We start from the raw sequence: 22,454 nt of genomic DNA, 5'->3' as shown, positions 1-22,454 counted from the left end.
GGGCGGGTCACGGGGCCGGCGGCCGGTCGCGGTCGGCGGGCCGGCGTACGGCGGCCCGCCGTACCACCGCCTCCAGCGCCCGGAACCAGGTGGCGGCGAGGTCGCGGACCTGCTCCTCGGTCAGCAGCCGGGTCGCGTACGCCCAGTGGGCGGCGAGCTCCGGGCCGTCCGGGCGGTCCTGGGTGAGGGCGTTGAGGGTCAGGGCGTGCGACATCGGCATGCCGGGGTCGGCGTCGAGGTCGGCGGCGTCCTCCTCGGCCGCGTAGGACCAGTCGGCGGCCTCGGCGTGGTCGAAGCGGCCCATGTAGTTGAACTCGATCTGCGGCTCGCCCAGTGCGGCCAGCCGCGGGCCGGTCGCGGGGTTGAGGTGGCGCAGCAGCCCGTGGCCGGTGCCGGCGGCGGGCAGCGCGGCGAGGTGCCCGCGGATCCGGTCCAGCGCCTCGTCCAGCGCCGGTCCGCCGTCGAGCGCGTCCCGCGCGGCGGGGCCGGGGTCGAGCCGTACCGGCACGACGCCGGTGAACCAGCCGACCGTACGGGACAGGTCGGCGCCGCCGGCCAGGTCCTCGTCGCGGCCGTGGCCCTCCAGGTCGGCCAGGACCGGGCCGCCGGCCGCCGCGGCGCCCAGGGTGCGGGCCCGCCAGTCGCCGACGGCGAGGGCGAACGCGGTGAGCAGGACGTCGTTGACGCCGGCCCCGAAGGCGGCGGGGGCGGCGCTCAGCAGCGGCCCTGTCACGTCGGCGGGCAGCGTGACGGACAGGTAGCCGGTGGTGGCGACGGTGTCGGCGGCCGGGTCGAGGCGTCCGGGCAGCGGCAGGCCGGCGCCTTCGGCGAGGGTCGCGGTCCACCACGGCAGCTCGTCCTCGGTGGCCGGGTCGGTGGCGCGGGCGCCGAGCAGCCGCGACCAGCGGGCGAACGACATCTCCACCGGCGGCAGTTCGGGCGTGCGCCCGGCCCGGACGGCGGCCCAGGCGGCGGCCAGGTCCGGCAGCAGGACGCGCCAGGAGACACCGTCGACCACCAGGTGGTGCACGAGCAGCAGCAGCCGTCCTGCCTGCTGCGGCCCGGCGTCGAACCACACCGCCCGCACCATCGCCCCGGCCTCCGGGTCGAGGCCGGCGCGGGCGGTCTCCGCGTGCCGGGCGATGGCGCCGCGCAGCGCGGCCTCGTCCGCGACGATGCCGGCGACGTCCACCCGGGTGAGCCGGCCGGTGGCGGCGGCCTCCTCGGCAGGGGGCACCAGCAGGGCCGGTTCGGGCGTGCGGACAAGCCGGGCGCGCAGCATGTCGTGCCGGGCGGCGAGCGCGGCCAGCACGGCGAGCAGCCCGGGCTCGGTGAGCCCCGCGGGGGTGCGGACGAGCGCGGCCTGGTGGTAGGCGGCCAGCGGCCCGCCGCGTTCCAGCAGGGCGCGCATGATCGGGGTGAGCGGAACGGGCCCGGTGCCGTCGTCGTGGACGGCGTGCCGCTCCGCCGCGGCCAGCGGCCGGGCGACGGCGGCCAGCGCGGCGACCGTGCGGTGCTGGAAGACCTGGCGGGGCGTCACCTTCCAGCCGGCCGCCCGGGCGCGGGCGACGAGCTGCATCGCGACGATGCTGTCGCCGCCGAAGGCGAAGAAGTCGTCGTCGGCGCCGAGGGCGTCGGCGGGCAGGCCGAGCGCGTCGGCGAACAGGTCGCGCAGGGCCCGCTCGGTGTCGTCGGCCGGGGCCCGACCGCCGCCTGCGGCGGTGAAGTCGGGCGCGGGCAGGGCGGCCCGGTCGAGCTTGCCGTTGGACAGCAGCGGCAGCCGGTCGAGGACGACGACGGCGGCCGGGACCATGTAGTCGGGCAGCGTGGCGGCGGCGTGGGCGCGCAGCTCGGCGGGGCCGGCCGCCTGCCGGTCGGGCGGGGCGACGACGGCGTAGGCGACGAGCTGCCGCAGGCCCGGCCGGTGCTCGCGGGCGACGACGACACTGCGGGCGACCGCCGGGTGGGTGTCCAGCGCGGCCTCGATCTCGGCGAGCTCGACGCGGTAGCCGCGGATCTTGACCTGGTCGTCGGCGCGGCCGGCGAATTCCAGCAGGCCCTCCTCGGTCCGCCGGGCCAGGTCGCCGGTGCGGTACATCCGCGCTCCCGGCGTGGTGGCGTACGGGTCGGCGACGAAGCGCTCGGCGGTGAGGTCGGGGCGGCCCAGGTAGCCGCGGGCCAGGCCCGGGCCCGCCAGGTACAGCTCGCCGGTGACGCCGGGCGGGACCGGGCGCAGGGCGGTGTCCAGGACGTAGGCGCGGGAGCGGTGGACGGGGCGCCCGACGACCGGGCGGGCGCTGCCGCGTACGTGCCCGACGAGCGCGTCGACGGTGGCCTCGGTGGGGCCGTAGAGGTTGAATGCCTCGGTGCGGGGCAGCGCGGCGAGCCGCGCCCACAGGGGTTCGGGCACGGCCTCGCCGCCGAAGCCCACGACCGCCAGCGGGCAGTCGCCGGCCGGCCCGATCAGGCCGCTGTCGGCCATCCGGGACAGCAGGGACGGGGTGACCTCGATGAAGTCGATGCCCTGGTCGCGGACGAAGGCGGCCAGCAGCTCGGGGTCGCGGCGGGTCTCGTCGTCGGCGATGTGCAGGGCGTGCCCGTCGAGCAGCCACAGCTGGGGCTGCCAGGAGGCGTCGAAGGAGAACGACCAGGCGTGGCCGACCCGCAGATGCCGCCGTCCGGCGATCCGGCGGGCCGTCTCGTGCAGGTCGGCGCGGTGGCTGTGGAAGAGGTTGGCGAGGCCGCCCTGGGTGACGACGACGCCCTTGGGGCGGCCGGTGGAGCCGGAGGTGTAGATGACGTAGGCGGGGTGGCCGGGGCCGGGGGCGACGGGGTCGGCCTGCGGGAGCCCGGCGTCCGGCGCGTCCAGCAGCAGCACCGGGGCGCCGGGCGGCAGGTGGGCGGCGGTCTCCCGGGTGGCGAGCACCAGCAGCGGGCGGGCGTCGGCGAGCATGGCGGTCAGCCGGGCCGGCGGCAGGTCGGGGTCGAGCGGCAGGTAGGCGGCGCCGGACTTCATCACGGCGAGGATCGCGGCGATGTGGTCGGCGGTGCGGGGCAGGGCGAGCGCGATGATCCGCTCGGGGGCGGCGCCGTGCCCGGCGAGGATCCGGGCCAGCCGGTCGGTGCGGGCGTCGAGTGCGGCGAAGCTCCAGGTGGTACGGCCGTCGGTGACGGCGGTCGCGCCGGGCGCGGCGGCGGCCTGGGCGGCGAAGAGGGCCGGCACGGTGTGCGGCCCTGCGGTGCCGGGCGGCGCGGTGTCGTTCCCGGTCTCCAGGACGGTGCGCAGGTCCGCCGGGGCGAGCAGGTCGAGCCGGCCGACCGGGCGGTCGGGGTGGGCGGCCATCGAGGTGAGCAGGTGCGCCAGGGCGGCGGTGATCCGCCGGACGGTCGCGGCCTCGAACAGGTCGGGGCGGAACTCCGCGGTCAGCCGCAGCCGTTCGCCCGGTTCCACCGCCCAGGTGAACGGGTAGTGGGTGGAGTCCTCGTGGTCGCGTACGGTCACGGTGGGCGCGTCGCCGGTCCCGGCTTCGGTGTCCTCGGCGACCGGGTAGGACTCGAAGACGACGAGGGTGTCGAAGAGCTCGCCGAGTCCGGCGGCGCGCTGGATGTCGGCGAGGCCGAGGTGCTGGTGGGCGATGAGCCGGGACTGCTCGTCCTGGAGCCGCGCCAGCAGCGCGGCCGTGCTCTCGGTCGGGTCGATCGTGACGCGTACAGGCACGGTGTTGATGAACAGCCCGATCATCGACTCGGCCCCGGGCAGCTCGGCCGGCCGGCCGGCCACGGTGGCGCCGAAGACGACGTCGTCGCGGCCGGTGAGGCGGCCGAGCAGCACGCCCCAGGCGGCCTGGACGAGCGTGTTGAGGGTGACGCCGCGGCGCCGGGCGAATCCCGCCAGGTCGGCGGTCGCCGCGGGGTCCAGCTCCACGGTGCGGGTGTGCGGGACGGCGGCGGCCCGGTCGGGGTCGGCGGGCGCGAGCCGGGTGGGCTCGGCGAGCCCGGCGAGCGCGCCGGCCCACGCGGCGGCGGAGGCGGCGCCGTCCAGGGCGGCGAGCCGGCGCAGGTGGGCGCGGTAGGGCGCGGGCGCGGCCGGGGTGCGGCCCTCGTAGCGCGCCCACAGCTCGGCGGTGAGCAGCGGCAGGGACCAGCCGTCGAGCAGCAGGTGCTGGTGGGAGAGCACCAGGCGGTGCCGGCCCGGGCCCACGGCGGCGAGCAGCAGCCGCAGCAGCGGCGGGCGCTGCGGGTCGAAGCGGCGCCGCTCCTGGCGCAGCAGCCGCGCCCAGGTGTCCTCGGCGTCGTCCCGGCCGGTGAGATCGAGCTGCCGCCAGGGCAGCGCGGCGGTGCGGGGCACGAGGGCGACGGGGCGGCCGGAGGCCAGGTGCCGGAAGCCGCTGCGGAGGTTCTCGTGGGCGTCGAGCAGGTCCTGCGCGGCGGCCCGCAGCCGGCCGGCGTCGAGCGGTCCTTCGAGGTCGTAGCAGACCTGGACGGTGTAGACGTCGGGGCCGTCGTCGGCGGAGTCGAGGGCGGCGTGGAAGAGCAGCCCGGCCTGGAGCGGGGAGACGGGCAGGACGTCCGTGCCGGCGGGGAGCGCCGCCAGCTCGGCGCGTTCGGCGTCGGTGAGGGCGAGGAGGCCGGCGTCCGGGTCGGCGTCCGGTGTGCCGTCGAGGGCGCGGGTGACCGCGGCGAGCCCGGCGGCCGACTTGTGCCGGAAGACGTCCCGCGGGCTGAGCGCGAGCCCGGCGGCGCGGGCCCGGGCGACCAGCTGCATGGCGACGATGCTGTCGCCGCCGAGGGCGAAGAAGTCGTCCTCCACCCCGACGCGTTCCAGGCCCAGGACGTCCGCGACGAGGGCGCACAGCGTCTCCTCCAGCGGGGTGCGCGGCGCGGTGGCGGTGACCTCGGCGGCGAAGTCCGGGGCGGGCAGGGCGCGGCGGTCCAGCTTGCCGTTGGGGGTGAGCGGCAGCGCGTCGAGGACGACGACGGCGGCCGGGACCATGTGGCCGGGCAGCGAGCGGGCGGTGTGCGCCCGCAGCGCGGCGGGGTCGGCGCCGGCGCCGGCGGCCGGGACGACGTATCCCACGAGCCGGTCGTCGCGGACCAGGACGGCGGCGTGCCCGACGGCGGGGTGCGCGGCGAGCACGGCCTCGATCTCGCCGGGCTCGACGCGGAAGCCGCGCAGCTTGACCTGGTCGTCGGTCCTGCCGAGGTATTCCAGCTCCCCGTCCGGCGTCCAGCGGGCGAGGTCCCCGGTGCGGTACATCCGCGCTCCGGGCGCGGGGGCGTACGGGTCGGCGGTGAAGCGCTCGGCGGTCAGGGCGGGGCGGCGCAGGTAGCCGCGGGCGAGCTGGACGCCGGACAGGTACAGCTCGCCGGGCACGCCCGGCGGGACCGGGCGCAGGGCGGCGTCCAGGACGTAGGCGCGGGTGTTCCACACCGGGCGGCCGATCGGCACGGCGGCCGGGTCGGCGGGCACCTGGTGGGCGGTGACGTCGACGGACGCCTCGGTGGGGCCGTACAGGTTGTGCAGGCCGGGGCCGGGCAGGACGCGGTGGAAGCGGGCGGCGAGCGGGGCGGGCAGTGCCTCGCCGCTGCACATCACCTGGCGCAGGCCGGTGCATCCGGCGGCGGTGGGCTCGTCGAGGAAGGCGCGCAGCATCGAGGGCACGAAGTGGGCGGTGGTCACGCCTTCCTCGCGGATGAGGGCGGCGAGGTACGCGGGGTCGCGGTGTCCGCCGGGGCGGGCCAGGACGAGGGCGGCGCCGGTGATCAGCGGCCAGAAGAACTCCCACACCGACACGTCGAAACCGGCCGGGGTCTTCTGCAGGACGCGGTCGCCGGCGCCGATGCGGTAGGTGTCCTGCATCCACAGCAGCCGGTTGGCGATGCCCTCGTGCGGCACGGTGACGCCCTTGGGGCGGCCGGTGGAGCCGGAGGTGTAGATGACGTACGCCGGGTGGCGCGGGTCGTACCCGGCGGGCAGGCCGGCCGCCGGGGCGGCCGGGTCGGGGGCGCCGCCGGCGTCCACCGTGAGCCGGGGCAGGCCGGCGTCCGGCAGGGTGGCGTCCCCGGCGGTGACCAGGCACACCGGGCGGGCGTCGGCGAGCATGTACGCGAGGCGTTCGGCGGGGTGGTCGGTGTCCAGCGGCAGGTAGCCGGCGCCCGCGCGGTGCACGGCGAGCAGCGCGACGACCAGGGCGAGGGAGCGCGGCAGGGCGACGGCGACGGTGGCCTCGGCCCGCGCGCCCTGTGCGGCCAGGGCGCGGGCCAGCGCCTCGACCCGCCGGTCGAGTTCGGCGTACGTGAGCGAGCTGCCCTCGAAGGTGACGGCGACGGCCTCGGGACTGCGGGCCGCCTGGGCGCGGAAGAGCTCCGGCAGGGTGGTGGCGGGGACCGGGTGGGCGGTGGCGTTCCAGGTGGTCAGGACGCGGGCGCGTTCGTCGTCGCGCAGGATGTCCAGGGTGCCGACCGGCCGGGCGGGGTCGGCGGCGATCTGCTCCAGCACGGCTTCCATACGGCGGGCGAGCAGGTCGGCGGTGGGCGCGTCGAAGAGGTCGGCGCTGTATTCGATCCAGCCCTGGATGCCCTCGCCGTCGCCCTGCTCGACGAAGTCGAAGCTGAGGTCGAACTTGGCGCTGTCCTGGCCGAGGCTCTCGCGGCGGGCGGTCAGGCCCGGCAGGGCGGGGCCTTCGCCGGGCCCGGCGAGGTGGACGACCATGACCTGGAAGAGCGGGTGCCGGGCGAGCGAGCGCTCGGGGTTGAGGGCTTCGACCAGCTGCTCGAAGGGCAGGTCCTGGTGCTCGTACGCGGCCAGGTCGGTCTCCCGGACCCGGGCGAGCAGGTCGGCGAAGGTGGGGTCGCCGGACAGGTCGGTGCGCAGCACGAGGGAGTTGACGAAGAATCCGACGAGGTCTTCGAGGGCTTCGTCGGTGCGGCCCGACACCGGGGCGCCGAGCGGGATGTCGTCGCCGGCGCCGAGGCGGTGCAGCAGCGCGGCGGTGGCGGCCTGGAGCAGCATGAACATGCTGACGCCGTGGTCACGGGCGACGGCCCGCAGCGCGCGTTCCAGCGTCGGCGGCACGGTGAAGCCGGTGGTGCCGCCGCGCCCGCTGGACTCGGCCGGGCGCGGCCGGTCGGTGGGCAGCGCCAGCTCGGCGGGGAGCCCGGCGAGGGCGCCGGTCCAGTACCCGAGCAGGCCGGCGCCGTCCTGCGCGAGCAGGTCGCGCTGCCAGAGGGTGTAGTCGGCGTAACTCGCCGGCAGCGGCGCCCAGTCGGGGGCGGCCCCGTTCGTGCGGGCGGCGTAGGCGGTGGACAGGTCGGCGAACAGCGGCCGGTCGGACCACTCGTCGGTGGCGATGTGGTGCAGCAGCAGGAGCAGCAGGTGCTCGCCGGGCCGGTCGCGGTCCTCGGCGAGGAACGCCCGCAGCGGCAGGTCCCGCCCGAGGTCGAAGGGGCGGGCGGTCTCGGCAGCGAGGGTGTCGTACGCGGCGGTGGCCAGGGGGACGCGGGCCTGCTCCGGGTCGAGGACGTGCTGGTAGGGGACGCCGTCCACCGCGGGGAAGACGGTACGCAGCGGGGCGTGCCGGGCGACGACGTCGTTCAGGGCGGCTTCGAGCGCGGCGGTGTCCGGTGTGCCGGTGAGCCGCCACAGCGAGGGGAGGGTGTAGGCGGGGCTGGGGCCCTCCACCTGGTGCAGCAGCCACAGCCGCCGCTGGGCGGACGACAGCGGCAGCCGCTCGGGGCGCGGGCGCCCGGGTGCGAGCGCGGGCCGGGCGGCTGCGCGGCCCGCGCCCAACCGGGCGGCGAGCCGGGCCGGCGTCGGGGCGTCGAAGACGGCCCGCATCGTCACCTCGGCCGCGGCGCCCGCGCCCAGGGCGCCCCGGACCCGGCTGACCAGCCGCATCGCGGCGAGCGAGTGACCGCCGAGCGCGAAGAAGTCGTCGTCGGGCCCGACCCGCTCGACCCCGAGCACGGCGGCGAACTGCGCGCACACCACGGCCTCCCACTCACTGCGCGGCCCCCGCCCACCGCCTCCCGCCGCCGGCGTCCCGGGCTGGGGATCGGGCAGGGCGGCGGTGTCGAGCTTGCCGTTGACGGTGCGCGGCAGCCGGTCGAGGACGACGAAGGCGGCGGGCACCATGTGGTCCGGCAACGCCGCGGCAACATGCGCCCGCAGGCCGGCGGGGTCGACCGCGAGGCGCGCACCATGCGCGCCGGGCACGCTGCCGGCGGCATGAGTACCGCCCGCACCGACCGAGCCGGGTACGCGCCCAGCGGCGTCCGTACCGCCCGCACCGTCGTGGGCGCCCGCACCGTCCGAGGCGGGCGTGCCGTCCGCCGTGTCCGTACCGCCCGCGCCGCGGGGAGCACTCGCGCCATCCGCGCCGGGCGTGCCCTCCGGCGTGTGCGGGGTGCCCTCGGCGCGGGGGACGACGTATGCGACCAGGTGTGGCTCGCCCGTGTGGTCCTCGCGGACGAGGACGGCTGCCGCGGACACCGCCGGGTGGGTGGTGAGCACCGACTCGATCTCGCCGGTCTCGATGCGGAAGCCGCGCAGCTTGACCTGGCCGTCCGCCCGGCCCAGGAAGGCGAGCGTGCCGTCGGGGCGGCGGCGGACGAGGTCGCCGGTGCGGTACATCCGGCCGCCGGGCGCGGGGGCGTACGGGTCGGCGGTGAAGCGCTCGGCGGTCAGGGCCGGGCGGCCCAGGTAGCCGCGAGCCAGGCCCTCGCCGGCGAGGTAGAGCTCGCCGGGTACGCCGGTGGGGCAGGGGCGCAGCCGCTCGTCGAGGACGTGGGCGCGGATGTTGTCCAGGGGCGCCGCCCAGTCGGCGCCGCCGGGCGCGTGGTGCCAGCCGTACGCGTCGACCGCGCATTCGGTGGGCCCGTACAGGTCGTGCACGGCCGTGCCCGGCAGCGCGGTGAGCCGCTGCCACAGGGCCGGCGGGGTGGCCTCGCCGCCGACCGCGAGGACCGCCGGGACGTGCCCGGCCGGGTCGAGGAAGCCGTGGTGCAGCAGCTCGCGCAGGTAGGTGGGCGTCAGGTCGACGAAGTCGAGCCCGGAGCCGGCGATGCGGCCGAGCAGCGCGGCCGGGTCGAGCAGCGTGGGCTCGTCCACGACGTGCAGTTCGTGCCCGGCCAGCAGCCACAGCAGCGGCTCCCACGAGCCGTCGAAGCTGAAGGACGCGGCGTGCAGGGCGCGTAGCACCGGCTGTCCGGTGTCGCGGACGGCGGGCCCGATCAGGTCGCGCAGGTGGGAGCCGTAGAGGTTGCTCAGGCCCCGGTGCGTGCCGGTGACGCCCTTGGGGCGGCCGGTGGAGCCGGAGGTGTAGATCGTGTACGCGGCCTGCTGCGGATGCGGCGCGGGGCCGGGCGGGGCCGCGGCGGCGGCCGGGCGGGGCGCGTCGAGCAGCAGCCGGGGCACGCCCGGGGTGGCGGGCAGCCGGGCGGCGAGCGTGCTGGTGGTGAGCACGCAGACCGGTGCCGCGTCGCCGAGCATGAACTCCAGCCGGCCCGGCGGCAGCGCCGGGTCCAGCGGCAGGTAGGCCGCGCCGGACGCCAGGACGCCGAAGAGCGCCGGCACCATCGCGTCGCGGGGCAGCGCGAGGCCGACGACTGTGCCGGGCCCGGCGCCGCGGGAGCGCAGCAGCGCCGCCAGCTCCAGGGCGCAGGCGTGCAGTTCGGCGAAGGTGGTGCGGCGCCGGGCGTGGTCGGGGCCGGTGACCAGGGCGGTGCGGCGGGGGTGGCGGCGGGCGGTGTCGGCCAGGATCTCGGGGACGGAGCGGGTCTCGACGGGGTGCTCGGTGGCGTTCCAGGCGCCGGTGGACCGCTCCCGCTCCTGGTCGGTCAGCACGTCCAGGGCCGCGAGCGGCGCGTCCGGGGTGCGGGCGGCCCGGTCCAGCAGCAGCACGAGCCGTTCGGCGAGCAGCGCCGCGGTCGGCGGGTCGGCGAGGTCGGTGGCGTATTCGAGCAGCAGCGTGATGCGCCCGCTGGTGTCGGACGCGTCGACGAAGGTGAAGTCGAGGTCGAACTTGGCGGTGCCGGTGTCCATGTCGTACCACTGCGCGGGCAGGCCCAGGACGGTGCCGGGGTCGCCGCCGGGGCGGTGGTGGTAGCCGAGCATGACCTGGAAGAGCGGGTTGCGGCCGGCCACCCGGGGCGGGGCGACGGCCTCGACGACCCGCTCGAAGGGGATGTCCTGGTGCTCGAACGCGGCGAGCGAGAACTCCCGTACCCGGGCGAGCAGCGCGCGGAAGGTCAGCTCGGTCCCGTCGTCGGGGGCGGACAGGTCGGTGCGGAGGACCAGGGTGTTGACGAAGAAGCCGACCAGGTCGTCCAGGCCGCTGTCGGTGCGGCCGGCGATGGGCGCGCCGAGGGGGATGTCGTCGCCGGCGCCGAGGCGGTGCAGCAGCGCGGCGGTGGCGGCCTGGAGCAGCATGAACATGCTGGTGCCGGTCGCGGCGGTCAGCTCGCGCAGGGCGCGGCCGGTCTCCGGCGGCACCTCGCGGCGCACGACGGCGCCGCGCCCGGTGGGGTCGGCCGGGCGCGGCCGGTCCAGCGGCAGCGCCAGCTCGTGCGGCGCGCCGCGCAGCGCGCGGGTCCAGTGGGCGAGTTGCCGCTCGCCGACCTGGGCGAGCAGCTGCTGCTGCCACAGGGTGTAGTCGGCGTACTGCACCGGCAGGGGTGCGAACCGGGGTGCCTGCCCGGCGGCGCGGGCGGCGTAGGCGGTGTCGAGGTCGGCGAGGAAGGGGCGGTCGGACCACTCGTCGGTGGTGATGTGGTGCAGCACCAGGGCGATGACGTGGTCGTCGGCGGCGACGCGGAAGACCGTGGCGCGCAGCGGCAGTTCGCGGGCGAGGTCGAAGGGCCGGCGCTGGACGGCCTCGACAAGGTGCGGCAGGTCCGGCTCGGCGCAGTCGGTGACGGTGACCTCGGGCCGCGCCTGCTCGGCCGGGAGGATGTGCTGGCGGGGTTCGCCGTCGTGCTCGGCGACGAGGGTGCGCAGGGACTCGTGGCGTGCCGTCAGGTCGGCGAGCGCGGCGCGCAGCGCGGCAAGGTCGAGCGGGCCGCGCAGCCGGACGACCAGCGGGAAGTTGTACGCCGCTCCCCCGCCGCCGGGCTCCTGTCCGGGGTTGAGATTCTCCACCAGCCACAGCCGCTTCTGCGCGGCCGACAGCGGTACGGTCGCGGGCCGCTCGGCTGCGGCGGTGAGCCGGGGCCTGGCGGGCTTGCCGTTGTCGGCGCGCAGCGCGAGCCGTGCCGGGGTGGGCGCCTCGAACAGGTCGCGGATGGCGAGTTCGGCGCCGAGTTCGGTGCGGGCGCGGCTGATGAGCCGGGTGGCGAGCAGCGAGTGGCCGCCGAGGTCGAAGAAGTCGTCCTCGGCGCCGGTCGCGGGCAGCCCCAGCACCTCGGCGAACAGCCGGCACAGCACCTCCTCGCGGGGGGTGCGCGGCCCGCGTCCGCCGCCGAGGGCGACGGCGGGCTCGGCGTCGGGCAGGGCGCGCAGGTCGAGCTTGCCGTTGGCGTTCATGGGCAGGGCGTCGACGGTGACGAAGGCGGCCGGGACCATGTAGTCGGGCAGTTCGCGGCCGAGGTCGGTGCGCAGCCTGCGCACCAGGGCGCTCGCCTCGCGGGCGACGGTGGGGTCGTTGGCGTACGGGGGTGTGCCGCCGCCGGGGCGGAACAGGCCGCCGGTGAGCCGGGGTTCGGCCGGGAGGAAGACGGCGTCGTAGCTGCCGGTGCGGGCCGACCAGGTCGTGAGGGTGTGCAGGCCGGCGCCGGCGGCGAGGTCGCGCAGCGCCTCGGGGTCGATGCCGCCGGGCCGCGTACGCCCGTCGGGGACGCCGGTCAGGCGCAGGGCCGCGCCCGCGGCGAGGCCGGCCAGCAGCGGGGCGACCGCCTCGGCCGTACGGTCCGCGCCGCCGGGGAGGGCGTCCCAGTCGACCGCCGGGATGTCGTCGAGGCGCAGGTCGGGTTCGCCGGCGTAGAGGACGACGTCGTAGCGGTGCCGGGTCAGTTCGTTGTGGTGCCGGGCGCGCTTGGTGCGCAGGTCCACGCCGTGGCCGAGGGTGGCGAAGTAGTCGGGGTCGACCAGGAGTTCCTTCTCCAGCAGCAGCGCCCGGTCCACCGCCTGGTCCAGGTCGGCGGGGGCGGTGCCGCGGGCCTGCTGGATCTCGGTGTGGAAGGTGCGGGCCAGGCGCAGGTTGCGGACGTCGCCGACGTAGAGGGCGCCGCCGGGGGCGAGCAGGTCCAGGGCGCCGCGCAGCACGGTGGTGAGGTGGTCGACGCTCGGGAAGTACTGGACGACGGAGTTGACCACGATCGTGTCGAACCAGCCGGTGGGCAGGCCCGACAGGTCCTCGGCGGGGCGGCAGCGCAGTTCGACCTTGGCGGCCAGTTCCGGGTCGCGGCGCAGTTCCTCGCGGAGCTTGCGGATGACGGGGGCGGCGAAGTCCAGTGCCCAGTAGGACTCGGCGCCGGGGGCGAGCCCGGACAGCAGCAGGCCGGAGCCGACGCCGATCTCCAGGATGCGGCGGGGCCGCAGCGCGCGGATGCGGGCGAGGGTGGCCTCGCGCCATTCGTGCATCTGGTCGAAGGGGATGGGCGCGCCGTCGTAGGAGCTGTCCCAGCCGTCGTAGGTCTCGGTGAACAGGGCGGTGCCGATCTCCTCGTACTCGTCGGAGTAGATCTCCTGCCATTCGCCGACCTGCTCGGCCTCGGCGGCGGCGCGCCGCGCGGTGTCGCCGCGGGCGGGCACGACGTAGCCGACCAGGCGGTCGCCGCGGACGACGACGGCGGCCTGGGCGACCAGCGGGTGGCGGCTGAGCGCGGTCTCGATCTCGCCGGGCTCGACGCGGTGGCCGCGGATCTTGACCTGGTCGTCGGTGCGGCCGAGGAAGTCGATGGTGCCGTCGGCCCGGCGGCGCACCAGGTCGCCGGTGCGGTAGGCGCGCTCGCCGGGCGCGCCGAAGGGGTCGGCGACGAAGCGCTCGGCGGTGAGTCCCGGCCGGTCCAGGTAGCCGCGGGCCAGGCCCACGCCGGCGATGTACAGCTCGCCGGGCACGCCCTCGGGGACCGGGCGCAGCCAGGCGTCCAGGATGTACGCGCGGGTGCCGCGGATGGGGCGGCCGACGGTGGGGGTGGCGCTGTCGAAGGTGCCGCCGCCGAGGGTGTTGATGGTGTATTCGGTGGGCCCGTAGAGGTTGTAGCCGTAGGTGCCCTCGGTGTCGCGCAGGGCGGCCCACACGGTGTCCGGTACGGCCTCGCCGCCGAGCAGCACCAGCGGCGGCACGTGGCCGTCGAGCAGGCCCTGCTCGATCAGCAGCCGGGCGTAGGTGGGCGTGACGTTGACGACGTCGATCAGGTGCCGGTCGCAGTAGGCGACGAGCGCGTCGGCGTCCCGGCGCAGCTGCTCGTCGCACACGTGCACTTCGTGGCCCTCGACGAGCCACAGCAGTTCTTCCCACGACATGTCGAAGGCGAAGGACACGGTGTGCGCGATGCGCAGCCGGCGCCCGCCGGCCGCGGCGACGGCCGGGCCGAAGACCTCCTTGCGGTGGTTGAGCTGCATGTTCGTCAGGCCGCGGTAGGGGGTGACGACGCCCTTGGGGCGGCCGGTGGAGCCGGAGGTGTAGATGACGTACGCGGGGTGTTCGAGGCTGAAGCGGCGGCCGAGCGGGACGGCGGGCTGCGCGGCGAGTTCCGCGGCGGTGGCCGGGTCGTCGAGCAGCAGGCGGGGGGTGGCCGGGTCCAGGGTCGCGGATACGGCGGTGGTGGTGAGCAGCAGCAGCGGGTGGGCGTCGGCGAGCATCAGGGACAGCCGGTCGGCGGGGTGGTCCAGCTCCAGCGGCAGGTAGGCGGCGCCGGTGCGCAGCACGGCGAAGAGGGCGACGACGGTCTCCGGGGAGCGCGGCAGCCCGAGGGCGACGACCTGCTCGGGGCCGGCGCCCCGGGCGGCCAGCAGGTGGGCCAGCCGGTCCACGGCCGCGTCGAGTTCGGCGTACGTCATGGTGCGGTCGCCGCAGACCAGGGCGCGGGTGTGCGGGGTGCGGGCGGCCTGGGCGGCGAGCAGGTCGGCGACGGTGTCCCGCGGGGCGGGCACCCGGCTGCCGGCCCACTGCTCGCGCAGCGCGGCGTGCTCGGCGGGCAGCAGCGGGTCGAGGGAGCCGACCGGGGCGGTCAGGTCGGCGGTGAGGCGGTCCAGGAGCAGGGTGAAGCGGTCGAGCAGGGCCCGGGCGCGGCCGGCCGGGACGAGGTCGGGGCGGTGGGTGAGGGTGACGGTGATCCGCCGGCCGGGGGTGACGACGAGGTTGGCCGGGTAGTGGGTGGCGTCGACGTTGGCGACGGCGGTCGCGCCGTACCGCTCGTGGAGCGCGGCGAGGCGTTCCTCGGTGTCGTTGTTGCGCAGCACGAAGAGGGTGTCGAACAGCCGGCGGTGGCCGCTGTCGGCCTGGAGCACGCCGAGGCTCAGGTGCTCGTACGGCATGAGGTCCAGGCGGGTGTCCTGGACGCGGTGCAGCAGGGCGAGGACGGGTTCTGCCGGGTCGAGGACGACGCGGGTGGGCACGGTGTTGAGGAACAGCCCGATGATGTGCTCGACGTCGGGGACGTCGCTGGGCCGGCCGGCGACGGTGGTGCCGAAGACGACATCGGTGCGGCCGGTGGTGGCGGACAGCGTGAGCGCCCAGGCGGCGCTGAGCAGGGTGTTGAGGGTCAGGCCGTGGGCGCGGCCGGCGTCCCGCAGCCGGTCGCCGAGGTCGGCGGCCAGCAGGGTGTCGAGCTGGTCGGGGATGACCGGTGCCAGGCCGTCGGCGGCGCCGGGGGCGAGCAGGGTGGGCTCGTCCAGGCCGGCCAGGGCGGTACGCCAGGCGTCGGTGGCGGCGGTGTCGTCCTGCCGGGCGAGCCAGGCCAGGTAGTCGCGGTAGCTGCCGGGCTCGGGCAGCGCCGCGGGGTCGCCGGCCGAGGCGTAGAGGGCGAAGAGCTCGTCGAGGAACAGCCAGGCCGACCAGCCGTCCCACAGGATCAGGTGGCGGCCGATGACGAGCCGGTCGCCGCGGGCGGCGCCGAGCCGCATCAGCAGCAGCCGGAAGAGCGGCGGCGCGGACAGGTCGAAGCGGCGCTCGCGCTCGGCGCGGGTCAGCTCGGCCACCCGCGCGTCCTGCTCGGCGGGCGGCAGGTGGGACAGGTCCACCTCGTCCAGCGGGACGGCCGGGGCCTCGGTGATGAACTGCACGGGCTGGTCGAGGCCGTCGCTGGTGAAGCCGGCGCGCAGGCCGGGGTTGCGGGCCAGCAGGGTGGCGACGGCGGCGCGCAGCCGGGCGGTGTCCAGGCCGGCGGTGACGTCGAAGGTCTCGTGGACGGTGTAGACGTCGAGGGCGGCGCCCTGGCCGGCGGGGTCGTGGGCGTCGTAGGCGGAGTGGAAGAACAGGCCCTCCTGGAGCGGCGCCAGCGGCCACACCTCGGTGACGGCGGCCGGTGCGGCGAGCGCGCGGATCCGGGCGTGCGCGGCGTCGCCGAGGGTGAGGCCGGTGCCGGTCTCGCCGGCCGGCCCGGGCTGCGGGGCGCGGGCGGTGCCGGCGTGGGCGGCCAGGGCGGCGGGGGTGCGGTGGGTGAAGACCGCGCGCGGGTCGAGGTCGAGTCCGGCGGCGCGGGCCCGGCTGGCGACGCCGATGGAGCTGATGCTGTCGCCGCCGAGGGCGAAGAAGTCGTCGTCGGGTCCGATGTCGTCGGTGCCGAGGACGGCGGCGAAGATGCCGGTGAGCTGCCGCTCCAGCGGGCCCGAGGGCTCGCGGCGGGGCGCGTGCGCGGTCTCGGGGGCGGGCAGGGCGGCGTGGTCGAGCTTGCCGTTGGGGGTGAGCGGGAGGGCGTCGAGGACGACGTACGCCTCGGGGACCAGCGGCGCGGGCAGCGCGCCGGCCAGCGCGGTACGCAGGGCGGCGGCGTCGATCCCCGGGGCGGCGGGGCCGGCGGGCGGCGCGGTGGTGTCCCCTGCGGCGTCCTGGCGGCCGTGCGCGGGGGCTCCCGGCGCCGGGACCACGTAGGCGACCAGCCGGCCCTCGCGGACCAGCACCGCGGCGCGGGCGACGCCGGGCAGCCGGGTGAGGGCGGCCTCGATCTCGCCGGGCTCGATGCGGTTGCCGCGCAGCTTGACCTGCCGGTCGGTGCGGCCGAGGTAGTCCACCGTGCCGTCCGGGCGGCGGCGGACGAGGTCGCCGGTGCGGTACATCCGCGCGCCGGGCGCGGTGGCGTACGGGTCGGCGACGAAGCGGTCGGCGGTCAGCGCCGGGCGGCGGTGGTAGCCGCGGGCGAGCTGGACGCCGGTCAGGTACAGCTCGCCGGGGACGCCGTCGGGGACGGGGCGCAGGCAGGCGTCGAGGATGCGCAGGGAGGTGTTCCGCACGGGCCGGCCGATGGGCACGGTGGCGCCGGGCCGGCCGTCGTAGGTGTGGTGGGTGACGTCGACGGCGGCCTCGGTGGGGCCGTAGAGGTTGTGCAGCGGCACGCCGGTCAGCTCGTGCCAGCGGCGGGCCGCGTCGCCGGGCAGGGCCTCGCCGCTGCTGAACACATGGCGCAGGCTCGCGGCCCAGGACGGGTCGGCGGTGACCTCGTCGGAGGCGAGGAACGCGGCCAGCATGGACGGCACGAAGTGCATCGCGGTGACGCGCTCGGCCCGGACCAGCCGGGCGAGGTAGCCGGGGTCGCGGTGGCCGTCGGGCGCGGCCAGGACGACGGTCGCGCCCTCGCGCAGCGCCCAGAAGAACTCCCAGACGCTCACGTCGAATCCGGCCGGCGTCTTCTGCAGCACCCGGTCGCCGGGCGCGAGTTCGTAGGCGCCCTGCATCCACGCGAGCCGGTTGGCGATGGCGCGGTGGGTGACGACGACGCCCTTGGGGCGGCCGGTGGAGCCGGAGGTGTAGATGAGGTAGGCGGGGTCGCCGGGCCGGGCGGGGGTCACCGGTGCGGCTGCCGTGACGGGCGCGGGCTCCGGTGCGTCGACGGCCACGACGTCCAGGCCCGCGGCGGACGGCAGCCGGCCCGCGGCCCGCGCGGTCGTGACGACGGTGGTCGCGCCGGAGTCGGCGAGCATGTACGCCAGCCGGTCGGCGGGGTAGTCCAGGTCCAGCGGCAGATAGCCGGCCCCGGTGCGCAGCACGGCCAGCAGCGCCACCATCAGCTCCGCCGACCGCGGTACGGCGACGGCCACGAACCGCTCCCGGCCCGCGCCCCGCGCCCGCAGCCGTACGGCCAGCTCCTCGGCGCGGGCGTCGAGTTCGGCGTACGTGAGGGCCGCGCCCTCGGCGACCACGGCGGTGGCGTCCGGGGTGCGCGCGGCCTGCGCGGCGAAGGCGGCGGCCAGCGTGGTCTCCGGCACCGTGCGGGACTCCCCCGCCGGGTGGACGGCGGCCCGTTCTGCGGCGGTGAGCAGGTCGAGGTCGGCGACCCGGGCGGCGGGCCGTTCGGCCAGCGCCTCCAGGACGAGGGTGAGCCGGTCGGCGAGCGCCTGGACGGCCGCGGCGCCGATCCGCCGGGTGTGGTGCTTCAGCCGCAGGTCGAGGCGGCGGCCGGGGGTGACGATGAGCGCCACCGGGTAGTGGACGGCGTCGTGGAAGGCGTGGCCGGTGACGGCGACGGTGCCGGTGGGGTCGGTGACGCCGGCGGGTCCGGAGCCGCCGGGGTAGTTCTCGAACACCACCAGGGTGTCGAAGAGCTCGCCGGTGCCGGCGTGGCCCGCGGTCCGCTGGATCTCGGCGAGGCCGAGGTGCTGGTGGTCGAGCAGGTCGCCCTGCTCGCGCTGGAGCCGGTCCAGCAGGGCGCCGAGGGTGTCGCCGGGTGCCCAGCGCAGCCGGGTGGGCAGGGTGTTGATGAACAGTCCGATCATCGACTCGACGCCCTCGACGGCGGCGTCCCGGCCGGCGACGGTGGTGCCGAACAGCACGTCCTGGCGGCCCGTCATCCGGCCGAGCAGCAGGCCCCAGGCGCCCTGGACGACGGTGCCGAGGGTGATGCCGCGCTCCCGTGCCCGGGCGGCGAGCAGCGCGGTCGTCCGCGCGGGCAGCTCGACGCGGATCTGCGCCGGTGCGACCGGTCCTGGCGTCGCGGGCGACTCCACCAGCCGGGTCGGCCCGTCCACGCCGGCGAGCGCGGTGCGCCAGGCGGCGCGGGCGGCGTCCCGGTCGGCGCCGGCGATCCGCCGCAGGTAGCGGCGGTAGGGGGCGACGGGCGGCAGCGGCGGCGGGTTGTCGCCGTACAGGGCGAGCAGTTCGCGGTGCAGGACGGGCAGGGACCAGCCGTCGGCGACGATGTGGTGGAAGGTCAGCACGAGCCGGCTGCGGTCCTCGCCGAGCCGGATGAGCGCGCAGCGCAGCAGCGGCGGGCGGGCGAGGTCGAAGGGCCGGGAGCGCTCGTCGTCGGCGACGGCGGCGGCGAGCGTGTCGCGGACGGCGCCGTCCTGCGCGGCGAGGTCGACCTCGTGCCAGGGCAGCCGGAGGCCGGCCGCGATGAGCTGGACGGGCCGGCCGCCGGGCGCCTGGCGGAAGCAGGCGCGCAGCGGCGCGTGCCGCTCCAGCAGTCGCCCGGCGGCCCGGCGCAGCAGGGCGCCGTCGACCGGGCCGGACAGCTCGACGACCTGCTGGACGACGTACGCGTCGTGCTCGGCGCCGTCGACCAGGGCGTGGAAGAAGAAGCCCTCCTGGAGCGGGCCGAGCGGCAGCGCCTCCTCGACGGTGAGGGCGGGTTCGGCGCCAGCGAGCGCGGCGACCTCCTCGGCGGTGGGCACGGGCCAGGGCGCGGTGCCGGCGGTGTCCTCGCCGGCGGCCCGGGCGACGGCGGCGAGTTCGGCGGCGGTGCGGTGCCGGAAGACGTCCCGCGAGGTCAGCTCCAGCCCGGCGCGGCGGGCGAGGACGAGGAAGCGCACGGCGAGGATGCTGTCGCCGCCGAGGGCGAAGAAGTCGTCGTCGGCGCCGACCGAGGGCACGCCGAGGGCGCGGGCGTACAGCTCGCACAGCAGCCGCTCGCGTGCGGTACCGGGCGGCCGGCCGGTGCTGCCCGCCCCGCGGGCCGGTACGGGCAGCGCGGCGGCGTCGAGCTTGCCGCTGGGGGTGACGGGCAGCCGGTGCAGGGGCACGAAGGCGGCCGGGACCATGTAGTCGGGCAGGTGCGCGGCGGCGTGCGTGCGCAGCGCCGCCATCAGGGCGCCGGTGTTGCGGAACGGCGCCGGGCGGTTGGCCGGCGGGTGGCCGCCGCCGGGGCGGTAGGCGGGGCCGGCCGGCGGGTCGCCGGCGGGGGCGAGGACCGCGTCGAGGCTGCCGTCGTCGGCGTCGCCGTTCCAGGTGAGGGCGGCCTGGTGGCCGTGCCGGGCGGCGGCCTCGTGCAGGGCCTCGGGGTCGATGCCGTAGGGCCCGGCGGCGGTGGTGCTGGCGTCGCCGAGGGCGGCGAGCGCGGCGAGGTCGGGGGCGAGCCGGGCGTTGGGGATGCCGGTCACCCGCAGCCGGCGCGGCCCGGCGCCGAGCAGTGCCTCCAGCGCGGCGAGCGAGCCGAGGTCGGCCCAGGCGGTCTCGGTCTCGGGCTCCGGCCCGGTCTCGGTCTCGGTCTCGGGCTCCGGCCCGGTCTCGGGCTCGGTCTCGGGTGCGGCGCCGGGTGCGGCGGGGCTCGTGCCCGGGCGCAGGACGACGTCGTAGCGGTAGCGGGTCAGTTCGTTGTGGTGGCTGCCGCGCTTGACGCGGATGTCGGCGGTCAGGCCGTCGAGGGTGGTGAAGTAGTCGGGGTCGAGGAGGAGTTCGCCCTCCCAGGCGACGGCCTGGTCCACGGCGGCGCGCAGCGCGTCCTTGCCGGCGGCGGGCTCGGGGCCCTCGTCCCGGGTGCGGGCCGTCTCGATCGCGGCGCTCAGGGTGCGCAGCAGCCGCAGGTTGCGGACGTCGCCGACGAAGAGGGCGCCGCCCGGTGCCAGCAGGGCGGCGGCGCCGCGCAGGACGCCGGTGAGGTAGTCGGCGCCGGGGAAGTACTGGACGACGGAGTTGACGACGATCGTGTCGAAGTAGCCCTCGGGCAGGCCCGTGAGGTCGTGCGCGGGCCGCTCCAGCAGGGTGACGCGGGCTGCGAGCGCGGGGTCGGCGGCGACGTGCGCGGACAGGGCGCGTACCGCCTGCGCGGACAGGTCGGTGCCCCAGTAGGCGTCGCAGTCCGGTGCGAGGCGGTTGAGCAGCAGGCCGCTGCCGGCGCCGATCTCCAGGACGCGGCGGGGCCGCAGGGCGCGGATCCGGTCGAGGGTGGCCTCGCGCCATTCGCGCATGTCGGGCAGCGGGATGGGCAGCCCGTCGTACATGCTGTTCCAGCCGGCGAGGTTCTCCTCGAAGTCCTCGGCGCCGGCGGCGGCGTAGAGCTGGTCGTGCAGGTCCTTCCAGCCGGCCACGCCGTTCTCGGGGGCGGCCTCGCCGTCGAGGGCGGGCACGACGTACGCGGCGAGCCGCCGCTCGCCGGGGCGGTCCTCGCGGACGACGACCGCGGCCTGGTCGACGGCCGGGTGGGAGCGCAGTACGGACTCGATCTCGCCGGGTTCGATGCGGAAGCCGCGGATCTTGACCTGGCTGTCGGCGCGGCCGTGGAACTCCAGCCGCCCGTCGGCCTTCCAGCGCACGAGGTCGCCGGTGCGGTAGAGCCGGCTGCCGGGTGCCCCGAAGGGGTCGGCGGTGAAGCGCTCGGCGGTCAGGGCGGGGCGGCCGAGGTAGCCGCGGGCCAGGCCGGCGCCGGCCAGGTACAGCTCGCCGACGACGCCGGCCGGCACCGGCCGCAGCCGCTCGTCGAGGACGTACGCCCGGGTCCCGGGGTCGGGGACGCCGATGGGGACGATGCTGCCGGGCGGGGTGCCGGGGTCGCACAGGCCGAGGGTGGAGTTGGTGGTGGCCTCGGTGGGGCCGTAGGCGTTGAACATCATCCGGCCGCGCGCGTACCTGCCGACGAGCTCGGGCGAGACGCGTTCGGTGCCGGCCAGCAGGGTCGCGGTGGGCGGCAGGTGGACGTCGTCGGGCAGGGCGGCGAGCAGCGCGGGCGGCAGGATCATGAAGGTGACGCCGTGCTCGCGGGCGTAGTCGGCCAGCGGCGCGCCGGGGAAGCGGCGGTCGGCGGGCACGACGACGAGCCGGCCGCCGGAGAGCAGGCCGAGGCACAGGTCCCAGAAGGCCACGTCGAAGCTGGGCGAGGCGAACTGCAGGACCCTGCTGTGCGGTCCGACGCCGAAGCGTGCGCGCTGGGTCGCGACGAGCTTGGCGACGCCGGCGTGGGTGAGGACGGTGCCCTTGGGGCGGCCGGTGGAGCCGGAGGTGTAGATGACGTACGCGGCGTGCGCGGTGGTCAGGGCGCGGGCGGTGCCGGGCGGGCGGTCGGGCAGGGCGGCGAGTGCGGCCCGGGTCGCGGGGTCGTCGAGGACCAGCGTTTCGGTGCCCGGGGGCAGGTCGGGGGCGGTCTGCGCGGTGGTGACCAGGCACACGGGGGCCGCGTCGGCGAGCATGTACGCGATGCGGTCGGCCGGGTAGTCGGTGTCGACGGGCAGGTACGCGGCGCCGGCCAGCAGGACGGCCACCTGGGTGACGATCATGTCGGCCGAGCGGGGCACGGCGAGCGCCACGACGGTCTCGGGCCCGGCGCCGCGGGCGACCAGGGCGTGCGCCAACCGGGCGGCGCGGGCGGACAGTTCGGCGTAGGTCAGGCACTCGTCGCCGTGGACGAGGGCCACCTCGTGCGGGCGGGCGGCGACCTGGTCGGCGAACATCTGCGGCCAGGTGCGCGCGGGCACGTCGTGCGCGGTGTCGTTCCAGTCGGCCAGGACGCGCCGCCGCTCGTCGTCGCCGAGCAGTTCCAGGTCGGCGACGGGGGTGGCGGGGCGGGCGAGGGCGTCGGCGAGGAGGGTGCGGTAGTGGCCGAGGACGCGGTCGACGGTGCCGGGGTCGAGCAGGTCGGCGCGGTAGTCGGCCCGCAGGTGCCCGTCGGCGGCGGACAGGGCGAGGTCCAGCGGGCCGCCGCCGTCCCAGGGGGCGGCGCCGAAGCCGGTGCTGCACAGCAGGCCGCCGCCGCGGGTGGGCGCGGGGGCGAGCAGCCGCAGCAGGCCGGCGGCCGGCAGCCGGTGGGCGGCGGCCTGCGCGCGGGCCTCGGCCACCTGCCGGCGCAGCCGGTCGAAGGGTGTGCCGCCGTCCACGGCGACGCGCAGCGGCAGGCCGTCGTGAGCGACCGTCACCTCGGGTGCGGCGCCGCTGCCGCCGTAGCGGTGCAGCAGGGCGACGAAGGCGGCGAGCAGCGTGGTGTCGTCGGCGTCCGCGGCCGGCGGGGCGGTCCGGACGGCGAGCGGTGGCGTGTCCGACGGGCGGGCGGGGTACGGGTGGTCGAGCGGCAGCGGGGCCTCGGGAGCCGGTGCGGCGAACCGCTCCCGCCAGTAGTCCTCGGCGGTCGCGGCCGGCTCCGTCACAGGCGCGGCC

At 77.3% G+C, this 22,454-nt stretch carries 1 protein-coding gene; it reads right to left on the bottom strand.

The window, feature by feature from the left end; translation table 11 throughout:
* Positions 1-7: 7 nt before the first annotated feature.
* Positions 8-22,444: a non-ribosomal peptide synthase/polyketide synthase gene (locus tag HCN08_RS20650; protein ID WP_322974583.1), complete on the bottom strand. Its 22,437-nt coding sequence runs from the start codon at positions 22,442-22,444 to the stop codon at positions 8-10.
* Between the last annotated feature and the right edge of the window lie 10 nt (positions 22,445-22,454).

It is taken from the genome of Actinacidiphila epipremni, from assembly GCF_012034175.1.
Classification (GTDB): Bacteria; Actinomycetota; Actinomycetes; order Streptomycetales; family Streptomycetaceae; genus Actinacidiphila; species Actinacidiphila epipremni.
This window is presented reverse-complemented; position numbering and strand designations above follow the sequence as displayed.